We start from the raw sequence: 23,112 nt of genomic DNA, 5'->3' as shown, positions 1-23,112 counted from the left end.
AGGGCCTCGCTCAGTGAGCGAAGCCCCTCCGCGGGGGTTCTACTGCTACTTCACGCCGTACTGTGCACAAGCGGCCTGCACCTCAGCGGTGCAGATCTCGGAGGCTGACGCATCGCCATTCGTGACGACTGTCTCGACATCTGCCGGTCCGACAAGCACCGGAGTCACAGCGATATACGGAGTGCCGTCGGCGAGCTTCTTGTCCGCGGTCGGCTTGTCGCCCTTCAGCAGGCTGATGGCGAGCTTCGATGCGGCGTCCGCTTCAAGAGGAACCTGCTTGTAGACCGTGGCCGTCTGCTTGCCGAGCAGCACGTTCTGCAGACCGGCGACGCTGGCATCCTGGCCGGAGACCGGAACCGTCAGACCGTTCTTGTCGAGGATCGTGATGACTCCCGCGGCGTTGGTGTCGTTGGCGACCCAGACTGCGTCGACCTTGCCGCCGAGTGCGGTCAGTGCCTGTTCGAAGTTCGTCGCTGACTTGTCACCGTCCCAGACTCCCGGGGGCTCCTGCGCTGGCTTGATGCCCGCGGCCGCCATGATCTTGTCGGCGCCGTCGTGGAACATCTTCGCGTTGCCGTCAGCCGGGTCTCCGCCCATGTAGACGACCGACGCAGTGGCGGGATCCTTACCTGCCGCCTTCAACCCGTCGACGATCGACTGGCCCTCGAGCTCGCCGACCTTCTCGTTGTCGAAGGAGACGTAGTAGTCGGCGCCTTCGATCGGACGGTCGTAGGCGATGACGGGAATGCCCTCACCTTTGGCCTTGGCCGCGACCGCGACCGCTGCGCCGTTGTAGTCGACGAGCACCATCACGCCGCAACCCTTGCTGAGCTGCTGGTCGGCGATCGTTGCATACTTGCTCGTGTCGCCCTGGGCGTTCTGGATGTCGGCCTCGAAGCCGGCATCGGTGAAGGCCTTGTCGAGGGACGGACGGTCGAGGGTCTCCCAACGCGGCGAGGTCGCTGCATCCGGCAGGATCACGCATGCGCGCTCTGCTGCCGTTGTGGCCGTGGTTTCACCGCCGCCGCCGGAATTCGAACAGCCGGCAAGCATCAACAGTGAGACGCTGGCGAATGCGGCAACCGGGATCAATAGAGACTTCTTCAAGACTCTGCCCTCCTGTGGGGTGCTGAGAGAATTCCCTCGCGGGGTCACCTTCCACGTCGAACGGTGGCAAATGGATACTGCTCCGTTTCATTGACCAGGGCAACGATCATTGAGATATTCTCAGGTGCCAATTTGGTAACGGCCCCTGATCCCGGGTGCTGCTCGACCGGCCGAGGATGCTACTTGATGCCCGCGGCCGTGCAGGCCGCCGCGTAATCCGGAGTGCAGATTTCGGCGGCGGTGTAGAAACCGTCCTTCACAACGGTGTCCTGGATGTTGTCGACGAAGACAGCAACCGGCGCCAGCAGGAACGACTCGATGTCGGCACCGCTCGTGGGCGCCTTCACCGTGTTGTCACCCTTCACCGTCTTGCCGTTGACAAGATCCACGGCCAACGTGGCCGCCTTCTCCGCTTCAAGCCGTAGCGCCTTGTAGACCGTCATGTACTGGTCACCAATGAGGATTCGCTGGATTCCGGCCAACTCGGCGTCTTGCCCGGTCATCGGTGGAATCGGGGCGACTCCGGCGGCCTTCAAAGCGGCGACCGCGCCACCCGCGATTGCGTCGTTGGCTGCGTAGACACCCTTGATCTGCGGGCCGAACCTGGCGATCTGGCCGGCCACCCACGATTGCGCCTGGGCCGGGTCCCACCCGGGTGTGTCGAATTCGGCGAGGATCGCGTAGCCGCTCGGGTCGATGACCTTGTGCGCGCCGGCCTTGAACAACGTGGCGTTGTTGTCGGTGGGCGGACCGTTGAGCATCAGGATGCCGCCGTCACCGGGGGCAACGCCATCCTTCTTCAACCTGTCAACCAAGGCCTTGCCCTGCAACTCGCCGATCTTCTCGCTGTCGAACGAGACGAAGAACGCGAGGTCAGGGCTGTCGATCAGACGGTCGTAGGAGATCACCGGTACGTTCTGCGCCTTCGCCTTGTCGACGATGGCTGCCGCAGCAACACCGTCGAACGGGTCGAGCACGAGAACCTTGGCACCCTGTTCCAGCATCGACTCGGCCTGCTGCTGTTGCTTCGCGGCGTCGCCGTCGGCATTGGCGTAGAGAACCTTGCAGTCAGGGCAGAGCGAAGCAACTTTCGCCTCAAAGTACGGCTTGTCGGCACTTTCATATCGGGCGGTCACCGAGTCGGGCAAGAGGAGACCGATCGAGGCTGTCGAGGCCGACGCCGAACCGGTGGCGGCAGTTTCAGATCCGTTCGAACAAGCGGTGAGAGTGCCGGCTGCGATCAGAAGGGCAGTCGTGACAATGACAACTCTCCGGGTGGAAATCTTCATTTTGAAACCTCCCAATCGGGGCGGGGTTCGCCGTTGAGTGACCACTCGCACACGATACTGCCGAAAACTGCCGAGCGGCTGGGCGGCTGGGCGGCTGGGTTGGGTTGGGTTGGGTTGGGTTCAGTCGAATCCATGCGTATGATTTAGGTATGCCTAAAAATCAGACGGGTGGCACTGTAGCCACTCCGGTATCCGAGCGCGTTGCCACCCCGCATTCGACGGGAACACCGGCATCCGCCCGGCTGCTGTGGCTGCTCGGCCCGGCGCTCGTCGCCGGAGTCGCCTACCTCGATCCGGGAAACGTCGCGAGCAATATGACGGCCGGTGCGCGCTACGGCTACCTGCTGGTCTGGGTGGTTGTCGCAGCGAATGTGATGGCCTGGCTGATTCAGTACCTCTCGGCGAAACTCGGCATCGTGACCGGCAAGAGCCTGCCTGAAATTCTCGGGGAACGCATCCGTCACCCGCTCAGCCGTCGGCTCTACTGGTTGCAGGCTGAGCTCGTGGCGATGGCCACCGACTTGGCGGAGATCATCGGCGGGGCGGTGGCGCTCTACCTCCTCTTCGACGTGCCCCTGCTGCTCGGTGGAATCATCACGGGAACGATCTCGATGATCGTGCTCACGGTGCAGACGAAGCGCGGCCCGCGCACCTTCGAACGCGTCATCATCAGCCTCATGCTGATCATCACGGTCGGGTTCACGGCCGGGGTGTTCTTTGCGCCACCGGATGCCGCAGGCGTCGTTGCCGGGCTCGTCCCGCATTTCGAGGGTCCAGACTCCGTGCTCCTTGCCGCATCCATCCTCGGTGCAACGATCATGCCGCACGCGATCTACGCTCACTCGGCGCTGGCCCGCGACAGGTTCCCGCAGTTCCAGGGCACCCTGCCGACCCGCCGCCTTCTGTGGGCAACGAAGTGGGACGTGTCGATTGCCATGCTGATCGCCGGCACCGTGAACCTGGCGATCCTGCTGCTGGCGGCATCCGCACTGCAAGGAGTCGAGGGCACCGACACACTACAGGGGGCCTACGCGGCATTGCAGACCACGCTCGGGCCGGCGGTGGCGACGATCTTCGCGGTCGGGCTGCTTGCGTCGGGGCTGGCGTCGACCTCGGTCGGCGCCTACGCCGGCGCTGAGATCATGCACGGGCTGCTGCACGTGCGGATTCCGCTGTTGCTGCGCCGACTCGTCACGCTCATCCCGGCGCTCGTGATTCTCGGCTCGGGATTCGACCCGACCGAGGCCCTCGTGCTCAGCCAGGTGGTGCTGTCGTTCGGGATTCCGTTTGCGCTCATCCCACTGGTGTGGGTCAGTGCGCAACGTGGGCTGCTCGGTGAGTTTCGCAATCGCTGGTTCACGACCGCGGCCGGAGTGCTCTGTGCGGTGCTGCTGGTGACGCTCAATATCGTTCTGCTCGTACTGACTTTTGCCGGATAGCTGACGTTTGCCGGATAGCTGCCCCATGGCCGGCCCGGCGCGGATGCCGGACTAGCCTGAAGTCAGCATGAAACAGATCACTGTCGCCACCGAGGACTACCTCAAGACCATCTACGCGCACACCGAATGGCAGAACAACCCGATCACGCCGTCGGTGCTGGCCGTGCGCCTCGGCGTCGCCCCGCCGTCGGTGACCGAGATGGTGAAGAAGCTGGCGGCATCCGGTCTGATCACCCACGTTCCCTATGGGCCGCTCACTCTGACCGACGAGGGACTCCGTCTGGCCACCGCGGTCGTGCGGCGACACCGGTTGATCGAGACCTGGCTTGTGCGCGAGCTCGGCTACAGCTGGGACGAGGTGCATGAGGAGGCCGAGGTTCTCGAGCACGCCATGTCCGACCGGCTGCTCGCGGCGATCGATCTGCGACTCGGCTCACCCACCGCCGACCCGCACGGCGACCTGATTCCCGCCGTCGACGGCACCGTCACTCGCGTGCCGGCTGTGCAGTTGTACAATGCCGAGCTCGGCCACAGCGGAACAGTGCTGCGCATCAGCGACCGCGACCCCGGTATCCTGCGCGATCTGGCCGCCGACGGGATTATGCCCGGAAGCACGCTCACGGTGACCGGGCGAACTGCCGACGACGCAGTGACCGTGCGCCTCGGCGACGGCCCGGTCGACAGCACGGTCGACGGCGCGGCGCACACCCTCGCAGCGGATGTCGCCGGCTCGATCTGGCTCAGCGCGTAACTCCCCCGAAACCTGGCGGCGATAGGCTGAAGGTCCGACGAGAGGAACGCCAGATGGCACGCCGTGACGAGATTGAATGCTGGCTCACCGACATGGACGGCGTGCTGGTGCATGAAAACAGCGCCCTCCCCGGTGCGGCGGCACTCCTGCAGCAGTGGACCGACGCGGGAACCCCGTTTCTGGTACTGACGAACAACTCGATCTTCACCCCGCGCGACTTGAGCGCGCGCCTCCGCGATTCCGGCCTGAACGTTCCGGAGGAGCGCATCTGGACCAGCGCTCTGGCCACAGCCGATTTCCTCAAGTCACAGATTCCCGGCGGCAGCGCATTCGTGATCGGCGAGGCCGGCATCACGACGGCCCTTCACGAGGCCGGCTTCATCATGACCGAGACCGACCCCGATTTCGTGGTCGTCGGCGAGACTCGCAACTACTCCTTCGAGGCCATCACCAAGGCCATCCGCCTCATCCTGAAGGGCGCGCGCTTCATCGCGACGAACCCGGATGCAACGGGGCCGAGCGCCGACGGACCGATGCCCGCGACAGGTGCGATCGCCGCGCTGATCACCAAGGCCACCGGCATGGACCCCTACATTGTGGGCAAGCCGAACCCGATGATGTTCCGCTCGGCGATGAACAAGATCGGCGCGCACTCCGAGAACACCGGCATGATCGGCGACCGGATGGACACCGACATCATCGCCGGGATCGAGGCCGGACTGCACACCATCCTCGTGATGACCGGAATCAGCGACGAGGCGGAGATCAACCGCTACCCGTTCCGTCCCGACGAGATTCTGTCTGGCGTGCACAAGCTGGTCGCTCCGACCCCGGTGGAGTCTGACGAGATCTAGCGTTCGCGCTGGGGGTGCGCGCTTGGCAGTGCGCGCTGGGCGCTTGGCCGGATGGCTGGCCTGGGCGCGGGACCCCTGTTTTCGCTTCTGAACTTCAGGGTCAGATGAGCCTGAAGTTCAGAAGCGAAAAGAGCTCTCCCGTCGCGCTCACGCGGGGTCGCTACTCACGACTGCCGTTAGGGTTGTGCCATGAATAACGACGATGACACCTCGATCTACAGCGAATCCCGCAAGCGCAACCAGCGCATCCTGGCCTGGACCCTCGTGATCGCCCTTTTTCTCGGCGCGGGCGGCGCGATCGTGCTCTCGCTGATCCTGAACTAGCCCAGATCCTGAACTAACTCGGAGCCAGAACTAGCTCTGAGCCAGCCCCGAGCTACGCGGTCGGTCCGGGGCCAGCCAGGCTCGCCGTCAACGGTTCCCCCGAAGACCGGCTCACGAAGCAGTAATAGTAGCGATCTCCGGTATCCCATTCTTCGGCCGTAACCGGGAAGCTGCCCTGCACCTGAACGTCGGGGTACTCGCCGGCAACATTGAGATCGATGACACCGGGAGCATTGCAGAGCAGGTTCATCTGCGCGGCAAGAGCTGCTTCACCGGGGAAGACGACTGCAGGGTCGGCGTTGACGACCCCCCGGTAGACGAGTTCGGCTGCATGCGGGGTCGCGCAGTCGACGACGGTGAACTCTTCGTCCCATGGCGAGGTGAACGGCTGCAGGCATTCTCCACCGCGCAGGGTGTTCCATTTGTGCACTCCGGCCGCCTGCGGGCCCGTCGGTTCGACCGTGGGAGTGGGGGTCGGAGTCGGGGACGGGGACGGCTTCGCCGTTGCCGAGGGGGACGGCGCGGCGACCGGTGCGGAACCTCCGCCGATCCTCTGGCCGAGGAAGAACAATCCGACGAGCACGATGACGACGAGCAGGACGGCGGCAATCGAGATCAGCGCCTTCTGCGCGGTGCTGGTCGGTTTGCCCGAGGCGTTGGTGGCCATGCCACCGGTGGGAGTCGCGCCGCCCGAAGAAGTCGCTCCGCCCGTGGCGGGGCTCGCGGCCACGGTGGGCGTGCGCTGGATGGGCTGCGGCTGAGCTGGGGGTTGCTGGGCTGGGCGCTTCACAACACCGGCGGTCAAGCCTGTCGAGGCCGCTTCGCGAGCGACGACACTCTCGGCCGATGACGGGATCACGCGAGTTGTCGCATCGGCGACGGCAGCCGCTGCAGCCGTCGCGGCAGCAGCGGCAGCGGCAGTGGGGATGACCACGGTCGCGGCCGGTGCGACCGGCGGGATAGCAACAGTCGGTGCGTCCAGCGGGGTAGCAGCAGTCGGTGCAACGGGCGGGGTAGCAGCAGGTGCAACGGGCGGGGTAGCCGCAATCGGTGCGACCGGCGGGGCCGGGACCTCATCGGCAGCGGCGTTCGGCGCCGCAGCGCCCGGCCCGCGGGTGAGGTCATCGAAGGAGGGCTCGGCGCCGCGCTCACGAACGGGAGGAGTCGGGTTGTCAGCCGCGGACGGGAGGGACGTCTCGGGTGCGGGAGTCGCCGGAGCGGGTGCGGGCGCTGCAGGTGCGGGTGTCGCGGGAGCAGGCGTCGGACGAATCGGTTCGGGCCGCGGGGTGGATGCGATCGTCGGAAGCGTGAGTTCCTCGGTGTTCAACACGAGCGGAGACTGAATGTGGGTGGTCCACCAGGGCTCGGGCTCGGTGGCAGGCGCGGGCACGACCTCGGCTTCGGCTTCGGCTTCGGCTTCGGCTTCGGCCTCGGGTCCGGGCTCGCTCGCGGGTTCGGTCTCAGACTCGGCGCCAGACTCGACGGCGGTTTCGAGCTCGACCTCGGGCTCGACCTCGACGGCAGGCTCCGCCTCGGCCGAAGGCTCGGTCACTTCAGGCGTGTGCGTTTCGGGAGCTTCAGCCGTCTCGGCCTCTGAAGCCGGGACATCCGTGTTTACAGTCTCGGTGTCAGCAGCCTGCTCGTTCAGCTGATCGGGTGTGGGGTCAGGCTTGCGCCCATCCTTCACTAGCTCAATCCCAGGTCGTCGAGACCGATTGCTGCGTAGTAGGGGTAGCCGGCGGCTTCGATGACTTCGCGCGCACCGGTGTTGCGGTCAACGACCACGGCGACGCCGACGATGATCGCGCCGACCTTTTTGAGGGCTTCGGCGGCGGCGAGGGGCGAGCCACCGGTGGTCGAGGTGTCTTCGAGCACGATCACGCGCTTGCCGGCGAGGTCGGGTCCTTCAACCTGCTTGCCGCGGCCGTGGTCCTTCGGCTCTTTGCGCACGACGAATGCGTCGTAGGTCGCACCGCGAGCTGCACCCTGGTGCAGGATGGCTGCGGCCACGGGGTCGGCGCCCATCGTCATGCCGCCGACGGCGAAGACATCCGGGATGTCGGCGATCAGATCGAGCATGACCTGGCCGATCAGCGGGGCAACTCGGTGGTCGAGGCTCACCTTGCGGAGGTCGACGTAATAGGTCGCCTTCTTGCCGCTGGTGAGGGTGAAGTCGCCATGGAAGACGGCTTCTGCCGAGATGTAGTCGATGAGCTGCTGCCGAGTGTCCGTCACACGGTCAAGTTTACGGTACGCGACCGGCTGATCCTCTCGAGGCAGGCCGTCTCGTTGGTCGAGCTTGTCGAGACCTCCGCCGGCCGATCCTCGGACGCAAGCTGCGTCTAAAGGTCGGCTCGCGAGATCTCGACAAGCTCGATCACCGGGTTCAGGGATCGACTCGCGAGATCTCGACAGGCTCGATCGCCGGGGTCAGGGATCGGCTCGCGGGATCTCGACAGGCTCGATCACCGGGTTCAGAGATGAGCTCGCCCGGATTCGGGCGATCGCAAGGTTCGCGACTCCCGACAGCTCACAGCGAGCTCCATTCGCGAGCCTCACGGCATCCTGAGCGCCGAGTAGAACCTCGCCGAGGCGAGCCGCCCCGTCGAGCACGATGACGAGCACGACCTCCTCGGGGCCGGACTCGATCGTCAGGGTTCCGTCGAGAATCAGCGCGGTCAGCTCCCCGGCGGCCCGGCTGCGGGTCAGCATGAGGTTCAGATCCTGCGCCGGCTCGGTCACGTTCACCGAGGCGACGACGCTCTCGCCCTCGAAACGGTGAACCCAGAACTGACGGATGCCGACCGCCTCGCCGTCGACAACGAGGTCGAGCCCGGCGGGAGTGAGGGCCATCAGGTACCGATCGACGCCGGGATAGGCGGAGAAGTCGACGTCGCCGTCGACGCTCGCGATGCTGACCCGCCAGTCGAAACCGCCCGCGCTCTCAGGTGCGGACGGCTCGGTCAGCCCGACGGCGACTTCCTGCGTGACTCCGCGTCCGTTCTGCCAGCGAACAGTATCGCGAGCCGAAGCCGGAAGAAGCTCGAAGAAGGCAATGTCGCCGTCGGACATCCGTACTCTTTTCTAGTCGTGCTGCGGGAACCCCAGGTTAATGCCACCGTGGCTCGGGTCGAGCCAGCGGCTGGTGATCGCCTTCTCGCGGGTGAAGAAGTCGACGCCGCTCGGTCCGTAGGCCTTCGCGTTGCCGAACGCCGACTGCTTCCAGCCGCCGAACGAGTGGTAGGCCACCGGCACCGGGATCGGCACGTTGATGCCGACCATGCCCACCTGCACCTCGTTCTGGAACCGGCGACCAGCCCCGCCGTCGTTGGTGAAGATGGCGGTGCCGTTGCCGTAGCGACCGGTGTTGATGATGTGCAGGCCCTCTTCGTAACTGGCCACCCGAATCACCGTGAGCACCGGGCCGAAGATCTCGTCTTGGTAGACGGCCGAGTCGAGGCTGACCTTGTCGAACAGGGTCGGGCCGAGCCAGAAGCCGGATGCCTCCCCATCGACCTCGACACCGCGACCGTCGACGACGACCGTGGCTCCGTCTTTCGCCGCGAGGTCGATGTAACTGGCCACCTTGTCGCGGTGCGCCTCGGTGATCAGCGGGCCCATGTCGCAGCCGCGCATTCCGTCGCCGACTTTGAGGGTCGCCATCCGTTCGGTGATCTTCTCGATCAGTTCGTCGGCGATGGGTTCGACCGCGAGCACGACGCTGATGGCCATGCAGCGTTCCCCGGCCGATCCGAACCCGGCGTTCACCGCGGCATCCGCCGTCAGATCGAGGTCGGCATCGGGCAAGACGAGCATGTGGTTCTTCGCGCCGCCGAGCGCCTGCACGCGCTTGCCGTTGCGGGAGGCGGTCTCGTAGATGTAGCGAGCGATGGGGGTGGAACCGACGAAGGAGATCGACTGCACGTCGGGGTGGTTCAGCAGCGCGTCGACCGACTCTTTATCGCCGTGCACGACGTTCAGCACGCCGGCAGGTAGGCCGGCCTCGGCCATCAGCGCGGCCATCCAGTTGGAGGCCGACGGGTCTTTCTCGCTCGGCTTCAGCACCACGGTGTTGCCGGCGGCAATTGCGATCGGGAAGAACCAGAGCGGCACCATCGCCGGAAAGTTGAACGGGCTGATGATTCCGACGACGCCGAGCGGCTGGCGCAGCGTGTAGACGTCGACGCCGGTCGAGACGTTCTCGGAGAAATCGCCCTTCGACAGGTGCGGCATGCCGAGCGCGAACTCGACGACCTCGATGCCGCGCGCGATCTCGCCGAGCGCGTCGCTGGTCACCTTGCCGTGTTCGGCGGTGAGAATGTCGGCCAGCTCACCCTTCCGGGCGTTGAGCAGCTCGCGGAAGTTGAACATGACGGCCTGCCGTTTGGCCTGCGAGGTGTCGCGCCAGAGCGGGTAGGCAGCGGATGCGGCGGCGACGGCGACGTCGACATCCGCCGTGCTGGCCAGGCGCACGTTCTTCGCGACCCGGCCAGTGGCCGGGTTGAAGATGGGCGAGGTGCGGGTGGAGCTGCCGGTGGCTTCGGCGCCGTTGATCCAGTGGTTCAGGGTAGGGGTGTCAGTCATGAGGATTTCCTTTCGTGGAAAACGGTGATCGAGCTCGTCGAGATCCGGTGAGCCGGACGTGTGAACTGTGGGGGCGTTTGGAGGTCGGCTTGCGAGGTCTCGCTCGGTTGTCGAGCCTGTCGAGACACGACCAACGGGATGGCTAGCCGAGCAAGTCGAGGCCGAAGACCTCGTCGTAGATCGCCAACGCCTCCGCCACCTCGGCATCGGTGACGACACAGGGCGGAACGACGTGCACGCGATTGTCGGCGAGGAACGGCAGCAGGTTGCGGGCGAGCAGCTCCGCTTTGATGCGTCCCATCACCGTGGCGCCGACCGGCGCCCGGGTCTCGGGGTCGGCCACCAGATCGAGCGCCCAGAAGACGCCGACCCCGCGCACCTCGCCGATGATCGGATGCTTGGCCGCCAGTGCCGCCAGGCCAGGTGCGAGCACATCGGTTCCGATGCGCTCCGCATTCGTCACGATGCCCTCGGATTCCATCGCATCGAGCGCCGCGATGATCGACGCCATGGCCAACGGATGGCCGCTGTAGGTGAGCCCGCCGGGGAACACGGTGGTGTCGAAGTCGCTGGCGATCGCATCCGAGATGATCACCCCGCCGGTCGGAATGTAGCCCGAGTTCACGCCCTTCGCGAAGGTGATCAGGTCAGGCACGACGTCGTAGCCCTGGAACGCGAACCACTGCCCGGTGCGCCCGAAACCGCACATCACCTCGTCGAAGATGAGCATGATGCCATAGCGATCGCAGAGAGCGCGCACGCCCTCGAGATAGCCGGGCGGCGGCATCAGCACGCCGGCGGTGCCGGGGATCGTCTCAAGCAGAATCGCCGCGATCGACCCGGCGCCTTCACTCTGGATGACGCGCTCGAGGTGGTGCAGCGCGCGCTCCGACTCCTGCTCCGGCGTGGTCGACCAGAACTCGCTGCGGTAGGCGAACGGCCCGAAGAAGTGCACGTGGCCGCGCGCGAACTCGTTGGGGATGCGGCGCCAGTCCCCCGTCGCGACGATGGCCGCGCCGGTGTTGCCGTGGTACGAGCGGTAGGTCGAGAGGATGGTGTCGCGCCCGGTGTGCAGGCGGGCCATCCGGATGGCGTTCTCATTCGCATCCGCGCCGCCGTTGGTGAAGAAGACCTTGTTGAATCCGGCCGGTGCCAGGTCGACGATGCGCTTGGCCGCTTGCCCGCGCGTGAGGTTGGCCGTGGCTGGGGCGACGGTGGTGAGGGTCTGCGCCTGCGCGGTGATGGCGTCGACGACGGCCGGATGCTGGTGGCCGATGTTCACGTTGACGAGCTGGCTGGAGAAGTCGAGATAGCTGCGCCCGTCGTAGTCCCAGACGCGGGCGCCCAGGCCGCCGGCGACCACGAACGGGTTCAGGCCCGCCTGCGCCGACCAGGAGTGGAAGACGTGATCGCGATCGAGCTGCCGGGTGAGGGCATCAAGCTCGGAAGCATCGAGCTCGGAAGTTTCGGTGTCGGTCATGGCGCCAGTGCCTTTCGCGTCGTACGGGTGGGGCGGGTGGGGTTGTGGCTAACTCCGGCAATCTGGTGCCGATTGAGAAAACAGGCCCGGAATCATGCGGCTGCGAACAGCGCCGCCCGGCGATTACCGGAGTTAGCCACGGATGGAACGGGTGCTACTCGCCGCCCTCCTTGAGGGTGACGGTGATCGGAGCCCAGTCGGCCCCCATCACGTCGACGCCTTCGGCCTTCAGCTCGTCGAGCGCCTTCGTCACGTACTCATTCGTGTACGCGGTTTCCGGCGGGTCGGCGGTGATGATGGTGGCACCGGTTTCGTTCTTGGTGTTCTTGGCGATATCGACGGTGTTGTTCCAAGAGGCTTCGTCGATCATTCCGATGCCGTTGGTGGACGGCCAGATCAGCTTGTTCACCTCGTTGGTCATCCAGAGCTGGTGGCCGGCGGGCAGCTGCGACCCGGCAGCAGCCACAATGTCGGCGGCTTCCTGCGGGTTGTTTGCGGCGTAGATCCAGCCCTTGATGGAGGCCTTGATGAACTTCACCGTCTGATCGGCGTAGGCAGAGTCGCTGGACAGCTTGTCGGCGTTGGCCCAGATCGCATCCTGCAGCATGGCGGTTCCGACATCGTTCCAGTTGATGACGTTCAACTCGTCGGGCTGGTACAGCTTGCCGGTTTTCGGGTTGATCGTCTCGAGCACCTGGGCGTATTCGTTGTAGGTCATCGCCTGGGCCGCGTCGATGTCACCGGCGAGGAAGCCGCTCATATCGAACGCCTGCTGCACCAGGTTGATGTCGCTGACCTGCACGCCGTCTTTCTGCATGCCGGCAAAGAGCTCCCACTCGTTGCCGTAGCCCCAGCTGCCCACGTTCTTGCCCTTGAAGTCGGCCGGGCTCGTGATGTTCTTGTCCTTGAACGAGATCTGCGTGGTGGCGCTGCGTTCGAAGATCTGGGCGACATCCGTGATGTTGGCGCCCTGCTCGATCGAGCCGAGCACCTTGGGCACCCAGGAAATCGCGTAGTCGACGTCACCGGCCGCGAGGGCATCCTGCGGAACAATGTCGGCGCCGCCCTCCTTGATCGTCACATCGAGGCCTTCGTCTTTGTAGTAGCCCTGGTCGACCGCCGCGTAGTAGCCGGCGAACTGCGCCTGCGCCACCCACTGCAATTGCAAGCTCACCGGGGTGAGGTCGCCGCTGCCGCTGCTGCTCGTCGAACTTGATCCTCCGGTGTCGCCACCGGTGCTGCACCCGCTGAGGACGAGCGCGCTGACCGCGGCCACGGCGCCAACCGTGCCGAGCCATCGTGTGCTGTGTTTCATGTCTTCCTCCTTGCTTGGTGTTTCTGGGATGGTGCTACGCGTGTGATGCGTGGTGCGTCGTGCTGATTTCGACCGGTCCGCTCGTGGCAGACCGACGTTTAGCCGGCTTTCCGGCGGGTGACCAACTTCTCGAGGCCGAGCGCTGCGCAGTAGAAGAGGAGGCCGAGCAGAATCGAGCCGAGCACGTAGGCCCAGGCCAAGCCGTAGTTGCTGCCTGACGCCGCCGAGGTGATCGACTTGCCGAGCCCGCCGACCGGGCCGCCGAAGTACTCGGCGATGAGCGAGGAGATGACGGCGAGCGAGGATGCGATGCGGAGGCCGGTGAAGACATACGGCGTCGCGGTCGGCAGGGTCACCGTCTTCGTCGCCTGCCTGCTCGATGCCGCATAGGCCCGCATCAGGTCGCGATGCACCGGGCTCACCTGGCGGAGACCCTTGAGCGTGTTGAAGTAGACGGGAACGAAGACCGCCAGGCCGGCCACGATCTGCCGGGCCGTGTCGGCCGCTGCCCCGAACATCGTGTAGAGCACGGGAGCGAGAGCCACGATCGGAACCACGGCGATGGCCGCGACGATCGGGGCCGCCATCTCATCGAAGATCCGCAGTAGCGCCGAAACAATGGCGGCGAGAATGCCGATGATCGAGCCGACGATCAAGCCGATCAGGGCGTTGCGACCGGTGACCACCATGCCGGCCCAGACGTTCGATAGGTTTGAAATGAACTGCTCACCGATCGCGAGCGGGCCGGGCAGGATGAACGGCTTGATCTCCAGCGTCGTCACCGCGAGCTGCCAGATGGCCACAACGAGCAGGCCGAACAGCACCGGCGCCAGAATGGTGCGGGCGAGGCTGTTTGAGGTGGTGGTGTCTCTCATCGGATGTCGACTCCGCGAGGCCCGCCGGAAGCCGCGCCGCCCGTGCCGCCCCCGCCCGCTGGCGTGCCGTGCAGCAACTCCCGCACCTGGCTGACCGCGTGGAAGAACTGCTCGTCTTCACGCAGGTTCTCGCCTCGCTCGCCGGTGTCGCCGAGCTTGACGCTGAGCACATCGCGGATGCGTCCGGGCCGCGGCGACATCACCACGACGCGGTCGGAGAGGAAGACCGCCTCGGGAATGGAGTGGGTGACGAACACCACGGCGGCCCCGGTCTCACCGCAGATGCGCACGAGTTCGTTCTGCATCCGCTCGCGGGTCATCTCGTCGAGGGCGCCGAACGGTTCGTCCATGAGCAGCAGGCTGGGGCTTTCGGCCAGAGACCGGGCGATCGCCACGCGCTGTTGCATGCCGCCGGAGAGCTGGTCGGGATAGTGACCGGCGAAGTCCGACAGCCCGACGAGCTCGATCAGATCGGCAACCCTGGCCCGCCGCGCGGCCTTGCCTGCGCCGTGAAGTTCGAGCGGAAGTTCGATGTTTCCGGCCACCGTGCGCCAGGGCAGCAGGCCGGCTTGCTGAAAGGCGATGCCGTAGTCCTGGTCGACGCGCGCCTGCCGGGCCGGCTTGCCGAACACCGTGATGCTGCCCATCGTCGGGCTGTCGAGATCGGCGATCAAGCGCATCAACGTGCTCTTGCCGCATCCGCTCGGCCCGATCAGCGACACGAATTCGCCGGGTGCGACGGTCATGCTCACGTTGTCGAGCGCGGTGACTGTTGCCCCTTTCTTGCCCGGGAAGATGCGGCTGACGCCGGTCACCTCGACGGCGGGGATCACCGGCGCACGATTCGGCGCGACGGATGCCGTCGGCGCGGTCGACGGGACGGCTGCGGGTGGGGATGCGGCGTGCGCCGGTGCGCCCGTGGCAGGTGTGCCCGTGGCAGGTGTGCCCGCCGCCGGTGTGCTCGGTGGTGACGTGTCGTCGGTGTGAACGCTCATGCTGCAACCTCTCCCCTACGGAAACGACCTAGAAATAGCCCGATCAGAGCGACGAAAGCGGCCGCCACGAGACCGACGAGAATCGAGCCGAAGATGGGCGCCCAAGGCTTGCCGGGATCGCTTCCCGCGGCCCCTGCGAACTCGACGATCATGCGGCCCAGGCCGCCCCGCAGCCCGATTGACACCTCGGCGACCACGGTGCCGATCACTGCGCTGGCCGCGGCGAGACGCAGGGCGGGCAGCAGGTAGCCAATGCTCGCCGGAAGCCGCAGCCGCCAGAGGGTCTTCCACCAGCCCACCGAGTAGCAGTGCATTAGATCTTCGTGGGCCTGCTCGGGAGCGTTCAGTCCGCGAAGCGCCCCGACCGACACCGGGAAGAACGCGAGGTAGGAGGCGATCAGTGCCACCGACATCCAGTTCTCCCAGGTGAACTCCCCGACATGTATCTGGGCACCCCAGCGCCGAACGAGCGGGGCGAGTGCGATCAGGGGCACCGTCTGGCTGAGAATGACCCAGGGCAGGATGCCGGCTTCAGCCAGGCGAAAGCGCTGCATGACCAGGGCCAGCGCGAGGCCGACGGTCACGCCGACCAGCCAGCCGACCGCCGCGATTCCGAGCGTGAACAGGCAGGCCTGCAGCACGGCCAGCCACATCGGCAGGGCGGTGGATGCCCCGGTGACCGGTTCGAAGATGCGGGTGAACATCGTCCAGAGGTGGGGCATGGCCAGGTCGCTGGTGCGCGGCAGAATCGTGATTCCGCCGACGACCACGCCGTTGGCCGGGCCGGCGAACTTGTAGAGCTCCCAGAGCGCGGCGAGCGCGAGAATCCCCAGGGCGCCAAGCGCGAACCGTTGTCCCGTCTTGGACCCGTGCGGGGACTCCCTGCCGCTTCGGCTCATGCCTTCGCCACGATGTGTTCGGCGAGCGCCGGGCCGAGAAGATGGCCCCGCGTCGAACCGTCCCGGTAGTTCATATTCATGCCTTCGCCACGATGTGTTCGGCGAGCGCCGGGCCGAGAAGATGGCCCCGCGTCGAACCGTCCCGGTAGTTCATATTCATGCCTTCGCCACGATGTGTTCGGCGAGCGCCGGGATGACCGTCTCCCCGTAGACGCGGAGGGTCTCCTCTTTGTTGTCGTGTTGCAGGTACCCGGCGAACTGGTCGACGCCCATTTCTTTCAGCGCTTTGAGCTTGTCGATGTGCTGATCGGCCGTGCCCAGCAGGCAGAACCGGTCGACGATCTCATCGGGCACGAAGTCGGCGTGCGTGTTGCCGGCGCGGCCGTGCTCGTTGTAGTCGTAGCCCTCGCGGCCCTTGATGTAGTCGGTCAGCGCCTTCGGCACGGGCGCATCGGCACCGTACTTGGCGACGATGTCGGCCACGTGGTTGCCGACCATGCCGCCGAACCAGCGGCACTGGTCGCGCATGTGCTCCCAGTCGTCGCCGATGTACATGGGGGCGGCGACGCAGAACTTGACCGACTCCGGATCCCGCCCGACGTTCTCCGCGGCGGTGCGAACCGTTTTGATCATCCACTCGGCCACGTCGAGGTCGGCCATCTGCAAGATAAAGCCGTCACCGACCTCGCCGGCGAGCTTGAGCGCGAGCGGACCGTAGGCGGCCACCCAGATGTCGAGGTGCGAGCCGGTGCTCCACGGAAACTGCAGCGTTGCCCCGTTGTATTCGACCGACCGCGAGTTGGCGAGTTCCCGGATGACGTGAATCGACTCGCGCAGGGTCTTGAGGGTGGTCGGCGCCCCGTTGGTGACGCGCACCGCCGAGTCGCCGCGGCCGATCCCGCAGATCGTGCGGTTGCCGTACATCTCGTTGAGCGTGGCGTAGGTGGAGGCGGTGACGGTCCAGTCCCGGGTGGCCGGATTCGTCACCATCGGGCCGACGATAATTTTGCGCGTCTCGGCGAGGATCTTGCTGTAGATCACATAGGGCTCCTGCCAGAGCAGGTGGGAGTCGAAGGTCCAGACGTGGCTGAACCCGTGATCCTCGGCCAGCTTGGCCAGTTGCACGGTGCGCGCCGACGGCGGGTTGGTCTGAAGTACTGCTCCGAAGTCCATCTGTTGTCTCTTCCTCTTACGGCGTCAAAATCTCGGTCGGGCGGGTGAGCTGGCGAGTCTTCCTCGTGGCCGGCTAGGCCAAGCGGATGTCTAGATCAGGTACTGGCTGAGGCCCCGCTTCACGTACTGTCCGTCACCCTTTGTGCCCAGGTACTGGTTGTCGTCGACGATGACCTTGCCGCGGGAGAGCACGGTGTCGACGTGTCCGTCGATTTCGTAGCCTTCCCAGGCGGAGTAGTCCATGTTCATGTGGTGAGTGCGCCCGGTCGGCTTGCCCTCGGCATCCGTTGGCAGACCGATCGAGGTGTGACCGTTCGGGTCATAGATGACGATGTCGCCGTCGGCACCCGGCTGGATGACGCCCTTCTTGCCGTACATGCCGAACATGCGGGCCGGGGTGGTCGAGGTGACCTCGACCCAGCGCTCGAGGGAGATCTTCTTGTCGACGACGCCCTGGTAGAGCAGGTCCATGCGGTGTTCGACCGAGCCGATGCCGTTGGGGATCTTCGAGAAGTCGGTCAGCCCCATGTCTTTCTGCCCCTTCATGCAGAACGGGCAGTGGTCGGTGGAGACCATCTGAATGTCGTTGGTGCGCAGGCTCTGCCACATGTGGTGCTGGTGGCCTTCCTCTTTGGACCGCAGCGGCGTGGAACAGACCCACTTGGCGCCTTCGAAGCTGCCCCACTCGTCGCTCTCGGCACCGAGGTTGTCTTCGAGTGAGAGGTAGAGATACTGCGGGCAAGTCTCGCCGAACACGTTCTGGCCGCGGTCGCGGGCGATGGCGATCTGTTCGACGGCCTGCTTCGCCGAAACGTGCACCACGTAGAGCGGTGCCCCGGTGAGGTTGGCGAGCATGATCGCGCGGTGGGTGGCTTCTTCTTCGGCCTGCCAGGGCCGGGTGACCCCGTGGTAGTAGGGAGTGGTGTTGCCGGCGGCCAGCGACTGCTGCACGAGCAGGTCGATGACGCTGCCGTTCTCGGCGTGCATCATGATCATGCTGCCGTTGGTGGCCGCCCGCTGCATGGCCTTGACGATCTGGCCGTCGTCGGAGAGGAAGACGCCCTTGTAGGCCATGAACAGCTTGAAGCTGGAGACGCCCTCCTTCACCAGCTCGTCCATCGCGGTCAGGCTCGAGTCCTGCACGTCGGAGAGGATCTGGTGGAAGCCGTAGTCGATGGCGCAGTTGCCGCCGGCCTTCTCGTGCCAGAGCGCGTACTGGTCGAGCACGTTTTCACCGGCGTACTGCACGATGAAGTCGACGATGCTTGTGGTGCCGCCGTGCGCGGCCGCCCGGGTGCCCGTCTCGAAGGTGTCGGAGGCCTCTGTGCCGCCGAAGGGCATCTGCATATGGGTGTGCGCGTCGATGCCTCCGGGGATCACATATTTGCCGCCCGCGTCGATGACCCGGTCGACGTTCCGTTCCACGTCGAAGCCGAGCAGCGTCGAACCCGGTGCGAGCACCGCGGCAATGGTCTCACCGTCGATCAGCACATCGGCACGTGCGGTGCCGGTGGAGTTGACGACTGTTCCGTTTTTGATGAGCGTCTTCATGAGGTCTCCTGGGGGTAATCCGTTGATCGTGTCTCGACAAGCTCGACAACCGGGTCAAGATCCGGTGACCGGCATTTCGGTGATCGAGCCTGTCGAGATCTCGGAAATTGGTCTCGACACGCTCGACCACCGACTATTCGGGTGCGCCGATCGAGCATGCCGAGACTGCAGTCTTGGCATGCTCGATGGCGATCATGTCGTTACGGAGCGACGATCGGGTCGTACGAGTCGGGCCGACGGTCACGGTAGAACTGCCAGGAGTTGCGCACCTCACGGATGAGGCCCATGTCGAGGTCGCGCACCACCATCTCTTCGGTGTCGGTCGAGGCGACGTCGCCGACATAGTTGCCGCGCGGGTCAGCGAAGTAGGAGCTGCCATAGAACGTCACGGCGTCTTCGCCGAACTCGGCTTCTTCGTTGCCGATGCGGTTGTTTGCCCCGACGTAGTACTGGTTGGCGGCGGCCGCGGCGGGCTGCTCGAGTTCCCAGAGACGGTTGGAGAGGCCGGGCTTGGTGGCCGAGGGGTTGAAAACGATCTCGGCTCCGTTCAGACCGAGCACGCGCCATCCTTCGGGGAAGTGACGGTCGTAGCAGATGTAGACGCCGACCTTGCCGACAGCGGTGTCGAAGACGGGGTACTCGGCGTTGCCGGGGCGGAAGTAGAACTTCTCCCAGAACTGCGGCAGGTGCGGGATGTGGTGCTTACGGTACTTGCCGAGGTAGGTGCCATCGGCATCGATCACCGCGGCGGTGTTGTAGAGCACACCCGGCTGATCCTCTTCATAGATCGGCAGAACGATGACCATTTTGTATTGGGCCGCGAGCTTCTGAAAACGCTCGGTCAGGGGGCCGGGAATCTTGTGGGCGTACTCGTAGTACTTCGAGTCCTGAACGATGCCGAAGTAGGGGCCGTGGAACAGTTCTTGGAAGCAGATGATCTGCACACCCTGTTCGGCCGCCTTCCGCACGAAGTCTTCGTGTTTGGCGATCATCGACTCTTCGTCGCCGGTCCAGGTGGCTTGGGTGATTGCTGCACGAACTGTTCTTGAACTCTCAACGGTCATACTTCTGTCTCCTCAATCTCCGTTGATCGAGCTCGTCAGCCTTGCGGCCCTCGACGATTGTCGAGTTTTTCGAGACACGATCACCGAACGGAACCGAACCGAACTTCTTTGCTCGGTTTTGTTATTATTCGACGTAAACATTTCTGTTGTGTTTCTGAGTGTGACGCACGCGTTAATCATCCTGTCGTCCAAACCAGTCGGGGGCAAGAGCTCATGCAAATCTTTCTTGACGAAATTGAGAGCCGCACACCTGCTGGAATCGCGGCCGCGATCGGCCGTTTGATCGCATCCGGAGCGCTGGCCCCTGGCGACCGTTTGCCGACCGTGCGCGAGTTCGCCGCCCTGCTCGGAGTGAGCCCCGCGACCATCAGTCACGCCTGGCAGGCGCTCGGCTCGGTCGGACTGATCGTCTCGCGCGGACGCAGCGGAACCTTCGTGCTCGACACCGCCCCCAAATGGCTGCCGGCGCGCAGCCAGTCGATGGTCGGCCGGCACCAGAGCGCGCGGATCGACCTCTCCCGGGGCACGCCGGACCCGCAGCTGCTTCCCGCCCTTGGCCCCGCGCTCTCGCGGGTGTCGCAGCGTGCCGTCACCCCGATCTATCAGGATCTGCCGGTGATTCCGGAACTGCTCACGGTGCTCAGCGAGTCGTGGCCGTACCCGGTGGAGTCGGTCACCGTCGTCGATGGCGCGCTCGACGCGATCTCGCGCAGCCTCGATGCGGTCACCCGGTTCGGCGATCGGGTCATCGTGGAGAGCCCGGGTTTTCCGCCGTTCTTCGACCTGCTCGACCAGTTGGGACTCGAGCGGGTGCCGGTGGATGTCGACCGGCACGGAATCGTTCCCGCCTCATTTCGGGCCGCGCTCACACTCGGCCCGACCGCCGTGATCTTGCAGCCGCGTGCGCAGAATCCGACCGGCGCCTCGATGACGGCGTTGCGGGCCGAAGTGCTGGCCGGGCTGCTGGCAGAACACCGACTCAACGCAGACACCGTCGTGATCGAAGACGACCACTCGGGCGAGATCAGCATCAGCCCGGATGTGAGTCTCGGCCGCTGGCTGCCGAATCGAGTTCTTCACGTGCGGAGCTTCTCGAAGTCGCACGGCCCCGATCTGCGCATCGCGGCGCTCGGCGGTCCGGCCAGCCTGGTCGATCCGATCGTCGCCCGACGGATGCTCGGCCCGGGTTGGACCAGCCGGATGCTGCAGACAATCCTCTACGACCTGCTCACGTCGCGCGAAAGTGTCGATGAGATCAGCGAGGCGCGGCGCATCTACTTTGCCCGGCAGAAGGCGTTGGCCGACGCGTTGCGGGAGCACGGCCTCGACCTGGCCCAGGCAGACGGGATCAACGCCTGGCTGGCGGTGAACGATGAGCGGGATGCGATTGTGCAGCTGGCCGCATCCGGAATTCGCGTGGCCGGCGGCTCACCGTTCTTCGCGACCGAGCCGGCCCCCGCATTCATCCGCGTGACGGCCGGAGCGCTGCCCGACGACATCGAGCCGATCGCCGCGGCGCTGGCCGCGATCGCTCGGGGTGCGAACGACGGCGGGAACGGGGTTGAGGCCGGTTCGGGGCGGGTGCCCGGGGTGCATTCGTTGGAGGCGCGCTGGGCGTAGGCCGAGTCGCGCGGCGCATCCCTCTCGCGTGCGTGCGCTCAAATCGTCGCGCGGGCGGGTCTCGAGGCGACAATTTGAGCGCACGCGTGGCTCGGCAGCCCGGTCAAGATGCGAGAGCATTGCACCAAGGCAACGAGGAGAGTTATGACGAAGATCACTGTGCTGGCCGGCGGCGTGGGCGGGGCGCGCTTCACGCGCGGGCTGCTGCAGGAACTCGCGAACCTCGATGCGGCCAGCGGCACGGATGCCGGCACAGCGGACACCTCAGTCACCAGCTCAGTGACCGTGATCGTCAACACGGGCGACGACATGTGGCTCGACGGGCTGCGCATCTGCCCCGACCTCGACACCGTCATGTACACACTCGGCGGTGGGATCAATGAGGAGCAGGGCTGGGGGCGTCCGGACGAGTCGCGGCGCACCTCGGCAGAGATCGCCGCGTACGGGCGCGGCTGGTCGTGGTTCACGCTCGGCGATCTCGACCTGGCCACGCACATTGTGCGCACCGATTTGATGCGGAATGGCAGGACGCTGAGTGAGGCGACCGAGTTTCTCTGCCGCCGCTGGCAACCCGGCGCGACGCTGCTGCCGATGAGCGACCAGCCGGTCGAGACACACGTGCGCCTTGCCGCCGCGGTCGACGAGCACGCGGCCGGCGACCTGATCCACTTCGAGGAGTGGTGGGTGCGCTACCGGGCCCACGTCGAGGTGACCGAGTTCGTGCAGATCGGACTCGAGAACGCGACGCCAGCGCCCGGCGTGCTGGAGGCCATCCGTGACGCCGATCTGGTGGTTCTGCCGCCGTCGAACCCGGTCGTCTCTGTGGGAACGATTCTGGCTGTGCCGGGCATCCGTGAGGCGCTGCACACGACGACGGCTCGCGTTGTCGGCGTCTCGCCGATCATCGGGGGCAGTGCCGTGCGCGGGATGGCCGACCACTGCCTGCGCGTGATCGGCGTCGAGACGTCAGCGGCCGCGGTGGGGCTGCACTATGGGTCGCGCGGGTCGGGCGGCGTGCTCGATGCCTGGCTCGTCGACGAGACGGATGCCGCGGGGGTCGCCGAACTGGAGGCCGCGGGCATCCGTTCGGCGGCGGTTCCACTCTGGATGCGCGACGTCTCCTCGACGGCCGCCATCGCCCGCGACGTGCTCGCGATCAGCGCGCTCGTATAGGGACCGACGCCGAGGTGCAGTGCCTCGGCGAGGTTGGCGACAGTGTCGACGTCCCGGCGGATCGAGGCGGTCGGCGGGATCGCGAGCGGGATGTGCCCGGCAGCCTCGTGGGCGGCGCGGGAGCCGGCTCCGAACTGGGGGGTGAAGGCGGCCGCGGCGCTGGCGAGCGCGAGGAGGGCGGTGGTTCCGGTGCCTTCTTCGTCAGGGATCATTGAGCGCTCGTGCGCGGCGGCGAGAGCGAGGGCGTTCTCGACGTCGACGACCGTGAGGGCGGGTAGATCGCCGGTCACGATCGCGATGTTGCTCGCGGGGGCGGCGGCGCGCGCGGCAGTGATCCCTTGTCGGATCGCCGCGTTGAGGGGGTCGACGTGCTGCTCGGATGTCCGGGGTTGCGGCGACTCGGGCTCCGACGACGACTCGGGGTCCGACGACTTGGGCGACGACGACTCACGGATGATGTGGGCGCCGAGGGCCGACATCCGTTCGGCGATCTCGTCATCGGCCGTCACCACGAACACCCGGTCGACGGCCGGAGCGGCCAGGAGCGCGGTCACGGTGTCGAGCGCGAATGCCTCGGCGAGCTGCACACGTTCGGGATGAGTGCCGAATCGGGATTTGG

At 65.8% G+C, this 23,112-nt stretch carries 20 protein-coding genes; 6 read left to right on the top strand and 14 right to left on the bottom strand.

What is annotated here, in order from left to right; translation table 11 throughout:
* Positions 1 to 45: 45 nt before the first annotated feature.
* Together AB4Y63_RS16690 and AB4Y63_RS16685 are read right to left on the bottom strand one after the other, a co-directional pair.
* On the bottom strand, positions 46 to 1,107 hold the full coding sequence (locus tag AB4Y63_RS16690; RefSeq protein ID WP_441792198.1) for a sugar ABC transporter substrate-binding protein: 1,062 nt from the start codon (positions 1,105 to 1,107) through the stop codon (positions 46 to 48).
* 179 nt (positions 1,108 to 1,286) lie between these two features.
* Positions 1,287 to 2,396 carry a sugar ABC transporter substrate-binding protein gene (locus tag AB4Y63_RS16685; protein ID WP_441792197.1) on the bottom strand — a complete coding sequence of 370 codons (1,110 nt, stop codon included), beginning with the start codon at positions 2,394 to 2,396 and terminating at the stop codon, positions 1,287 to 1,289.
* A gap of 149 nt (positions 2,397 to 2,545) precedes the next feature.
* Between AB4Y63_RS16685 and AB4Y63_RS16680 the strand changes: the two genes are divergently transcribed.
* The 4 genes from AB4Y63_RS16680 (at position 2,546) to AB4Y63_RS16665 (ending at position 5,764) form a co-directional block, all read left to right on the top strand.
* Positions 2,546 to 3,835: an Nramp family divalent metal transporter gene (locus AB4Y63_RS16680; protein ID WP_441792196.1), complete on the top strand. Its 1,290-nt coding sequence runs from the start codon at positions 2,546 to 2,548 to the stop codon at positions 3,833 to 3,835.
* A gap of 67 nt (positions 3,836 to 3,902) precedes the next feature.
* Entirely contained in the window at positions 3,903 to 4,586 is a 684-nt protein-coding gene (locus AB4Y63_RS16675; protein ID WP_441792195.1) for a metal-dependent transcriptional regulator, read from the top strand.
* A 53-nt stretch (positions 4,587 to 4,639) separates the two neighbouring features.
* Complete coding sequence (locus AB4Y63_RS16670; RefSeq protein ID WP_441792194.1) at positions 4,640 to 5,440, top strand: HAD-IIA family hydrolase; 801 nt, start codon at positions 4,640 to 4,642, stop codon at positions 5,438 to 5,440.
* Positions 5,441 to 5,629: 189 nt separating this feature from the next.
* Complete coding sequence (locus AB4Y63_RS16665; RefSeq protein WP_441792193.1) at positions 5,630 to 5,764, top strand: hypothetical protein; 135 nt, start codon at positions 5,630 to 5,632, stop codon at positions 5,762 to 5,764.
* Positions 5,765 to 5,816: 52 nt separating this feature from the next.
* Here the strand turns inward: AB4Y63_RS16665 and AB4Y63_RS16660 are convergent, their stop codons facing one another.
* From AB4Y63_RS16660 to AB4Y63_RS16605, 12 genes are all read right to left on the bottom strand, one after another.
* Positions 5,817 to 7,451, bottom strand: a complete 1,635-nt coding sequence (locus AB4Y63_RS16660) for a hypothetical protein (protein ID WP_441792192.1) — start codon at positions 7,449 to 7,451, stop codon at positions 5,817 to 5,819.
* The gene (pyrE, locus tag AB4Y63_RS16655) at positions 7,451 to 7,999 is read right to left on the bottom strand and encodes an orotate phosphoribosyltransferase (protein ID WP_441792191.1); all 549 of its coding nucleotides are present in this window, start codon (positions 7,997 to 7,999) and stop codon (positions 7,451 to 7,453) included. Before pyrE ends, AB4Y63_RS16660 begins: the two co-directional genes overlap by 1 nt.
* A 195-nt stretch (positions 8,000 to 8,194) precedes the next feature.
* Complete coding sequence (locus tag AB4Y63_RS16650) at positions 8,195 to 8,836, bottom strand: HutD/Ves family protein (RefSeq protein ID WP_441792190.1); 642 nt, start codon at positions 8,834 to 8,836, stop codon at positions 8,195 to 8,197.
* A gap of 12 nt (positions 8,837 to 8,848) precedes the next feature.
* Positions 8,849 to 10,348, bottom strand: a complete 1,500-nt coding sequence (locus AB4Y63_RS16645) for a CoA-acylating methylmalonate-semialdehyde dehydrogenase (protein ID WP_441792189.1) — start codon at positions 10,346 to 10,348, stop codon at positions 8,849 to 8,851.
* Between the two features lie 142 nt (positions 10,349 to 10,490).
* A complete protein-coding gene (locus AB4Y63_RS16640; protein WP_441792188.1) occupies positions 10,491 to 11,828 on the bottom strand; it encodes an aspartate aminotransferase family protein in 1,338 nt (445 codons plus the stop codon).
* Positions 11,829 to 11,982: 154 nt separating this feature from the next.
* Entirely contained in the window at positions 11,983 to 13,143 is a 1,161-nt protein-coding gene (locus AB4Y63_RS16635) for an ABC transporter substrate-binding protein (RefSeq protein ID WP_441792187.1), read from the bottom strand.
* 98 nt (positions 13,144 to 13,241) lie between these two features.
* Positions 13,242 to 14,018, bottom strand: a complete 777-nt coding sequence (locus AB4Y63_RS16630; RefSeq protein ID WP_441792186.1) for an ABC transporter permease — start codon at positions 14,016 to 14,018, stop codon at positions 13,242 to 13,244.
* Positions 14,015 to 15,013 carry an ABC transporter ATP-binding protein gene (locus AB4Y63_RS16625; RefSeq protein ID WP_441792185.1) on the bottom strand — a complete coding sequence of 333 codons (999 nt, stop codon included), beginning with the start codon at positions 15,011 to 15,013 and terminating at the stop codon, positions 14,015 to 14,017. The genes AB4Y63_RS16630 and AB4Y63_RS16625 overlap by 4 nt, the downstream gene beginning before the upstream one ends.
* The gene (locus AB4Y63_RS16620; RefSeq protein WP_441792184.1) at positions 15,010 to 15,912 is read right to left on the bottom strand and encodes an ABC transporter permease; all 903 of its coding nucleotides are present in this window, start codon (positions 15,910 to 15,912) and stop codon (positions 15,010 to 15,012) included. Before AB4Y63_RS16620 ends, AB4Y63_RS16625 begins: the two co-directional genes overlap by 4 nt.
* A 156-nt stretch (positions 15,913 to 16,068) precedes the next feature.
* The gene (locus tag AB4Y63_RS16615; protein WP_441792183.1) at positions 16,069 to 17,085 is read right to left on the bottom strand and encodes a TIGR03842 family LLM class F420-dependent oxidoreductase; all 1,017 of its coding nucleotides are present in this window, start codon (positions 17,083 to 17,085) and stop codon (positions 16,069 to 16,071) included.
* 90 nt (positions 17,086 to 17,175) lie between these two features.
* Positions 17,176 to 18,636, bottom strand: coding sequence for a dihydropyrimidinase (gene hydA / locus AB4Y63_RS16610; protein WP_441792182.1), 1,461 nt, complete (start codon positions 18,634 to 18,636; stop codon positions 17,176 to 17,178).
* A 200-nt stretch (positions 18,637 to 18,836) separates the two neighbouring features.
* Complete coding sequence (locus AB4Y63_RS16605) at positions 18,837 to 19,700, bottom strand: nitrilase-related carbon-nitrogen hydrolase (protein WP_441792181.1); 864 nt, start codon at positions 19,698 to 19,700, stop codon at positions 18,837 to 18,839.
* A gap of 213 nt (positions 19,701 to 19,913) precedes the next feature.
* Here AB4Y63_RS16605 and AB4Y63_RS16600 point away from each other — a divergent pair, with 213 nt between their 5' ends.
* Entirely contained in the window at positions 19,914 to 21,320 is a 1,407-nt protein-coding gene (locus tag AB4Y63_RS16600) for an aminotransferase-like domain-containing protein (protein WP_441792180.1), read from the top strand.
* 144 nt (positions 21,321 to 21,464) lie between these two features.
* Entirely contained in the window at positions 21,465 to 22,493 is a 1,029-nt protein-coding gene (gene cofD, locus AB4Y63_RS16595) for a 2-phospho-L-lactate transferase (RefSeq protein ID WP_441792179.1), read from the top strand.
* The last annotated feature ends 619 nt before the right edge of the window (positions 22,494 to 23,112 follow it).

The organism is Leifsonia sp. YAF41, assembly GCF_052113185.1.
Lineage (GTDB): Bacteria > Actinomycetota > Actinomycetes > Actinomycetales > Microbacteriaceae > Cryobacterium.
This window is presented reverse-complemented; position numbering and strand designations above follow the sequence as displayed.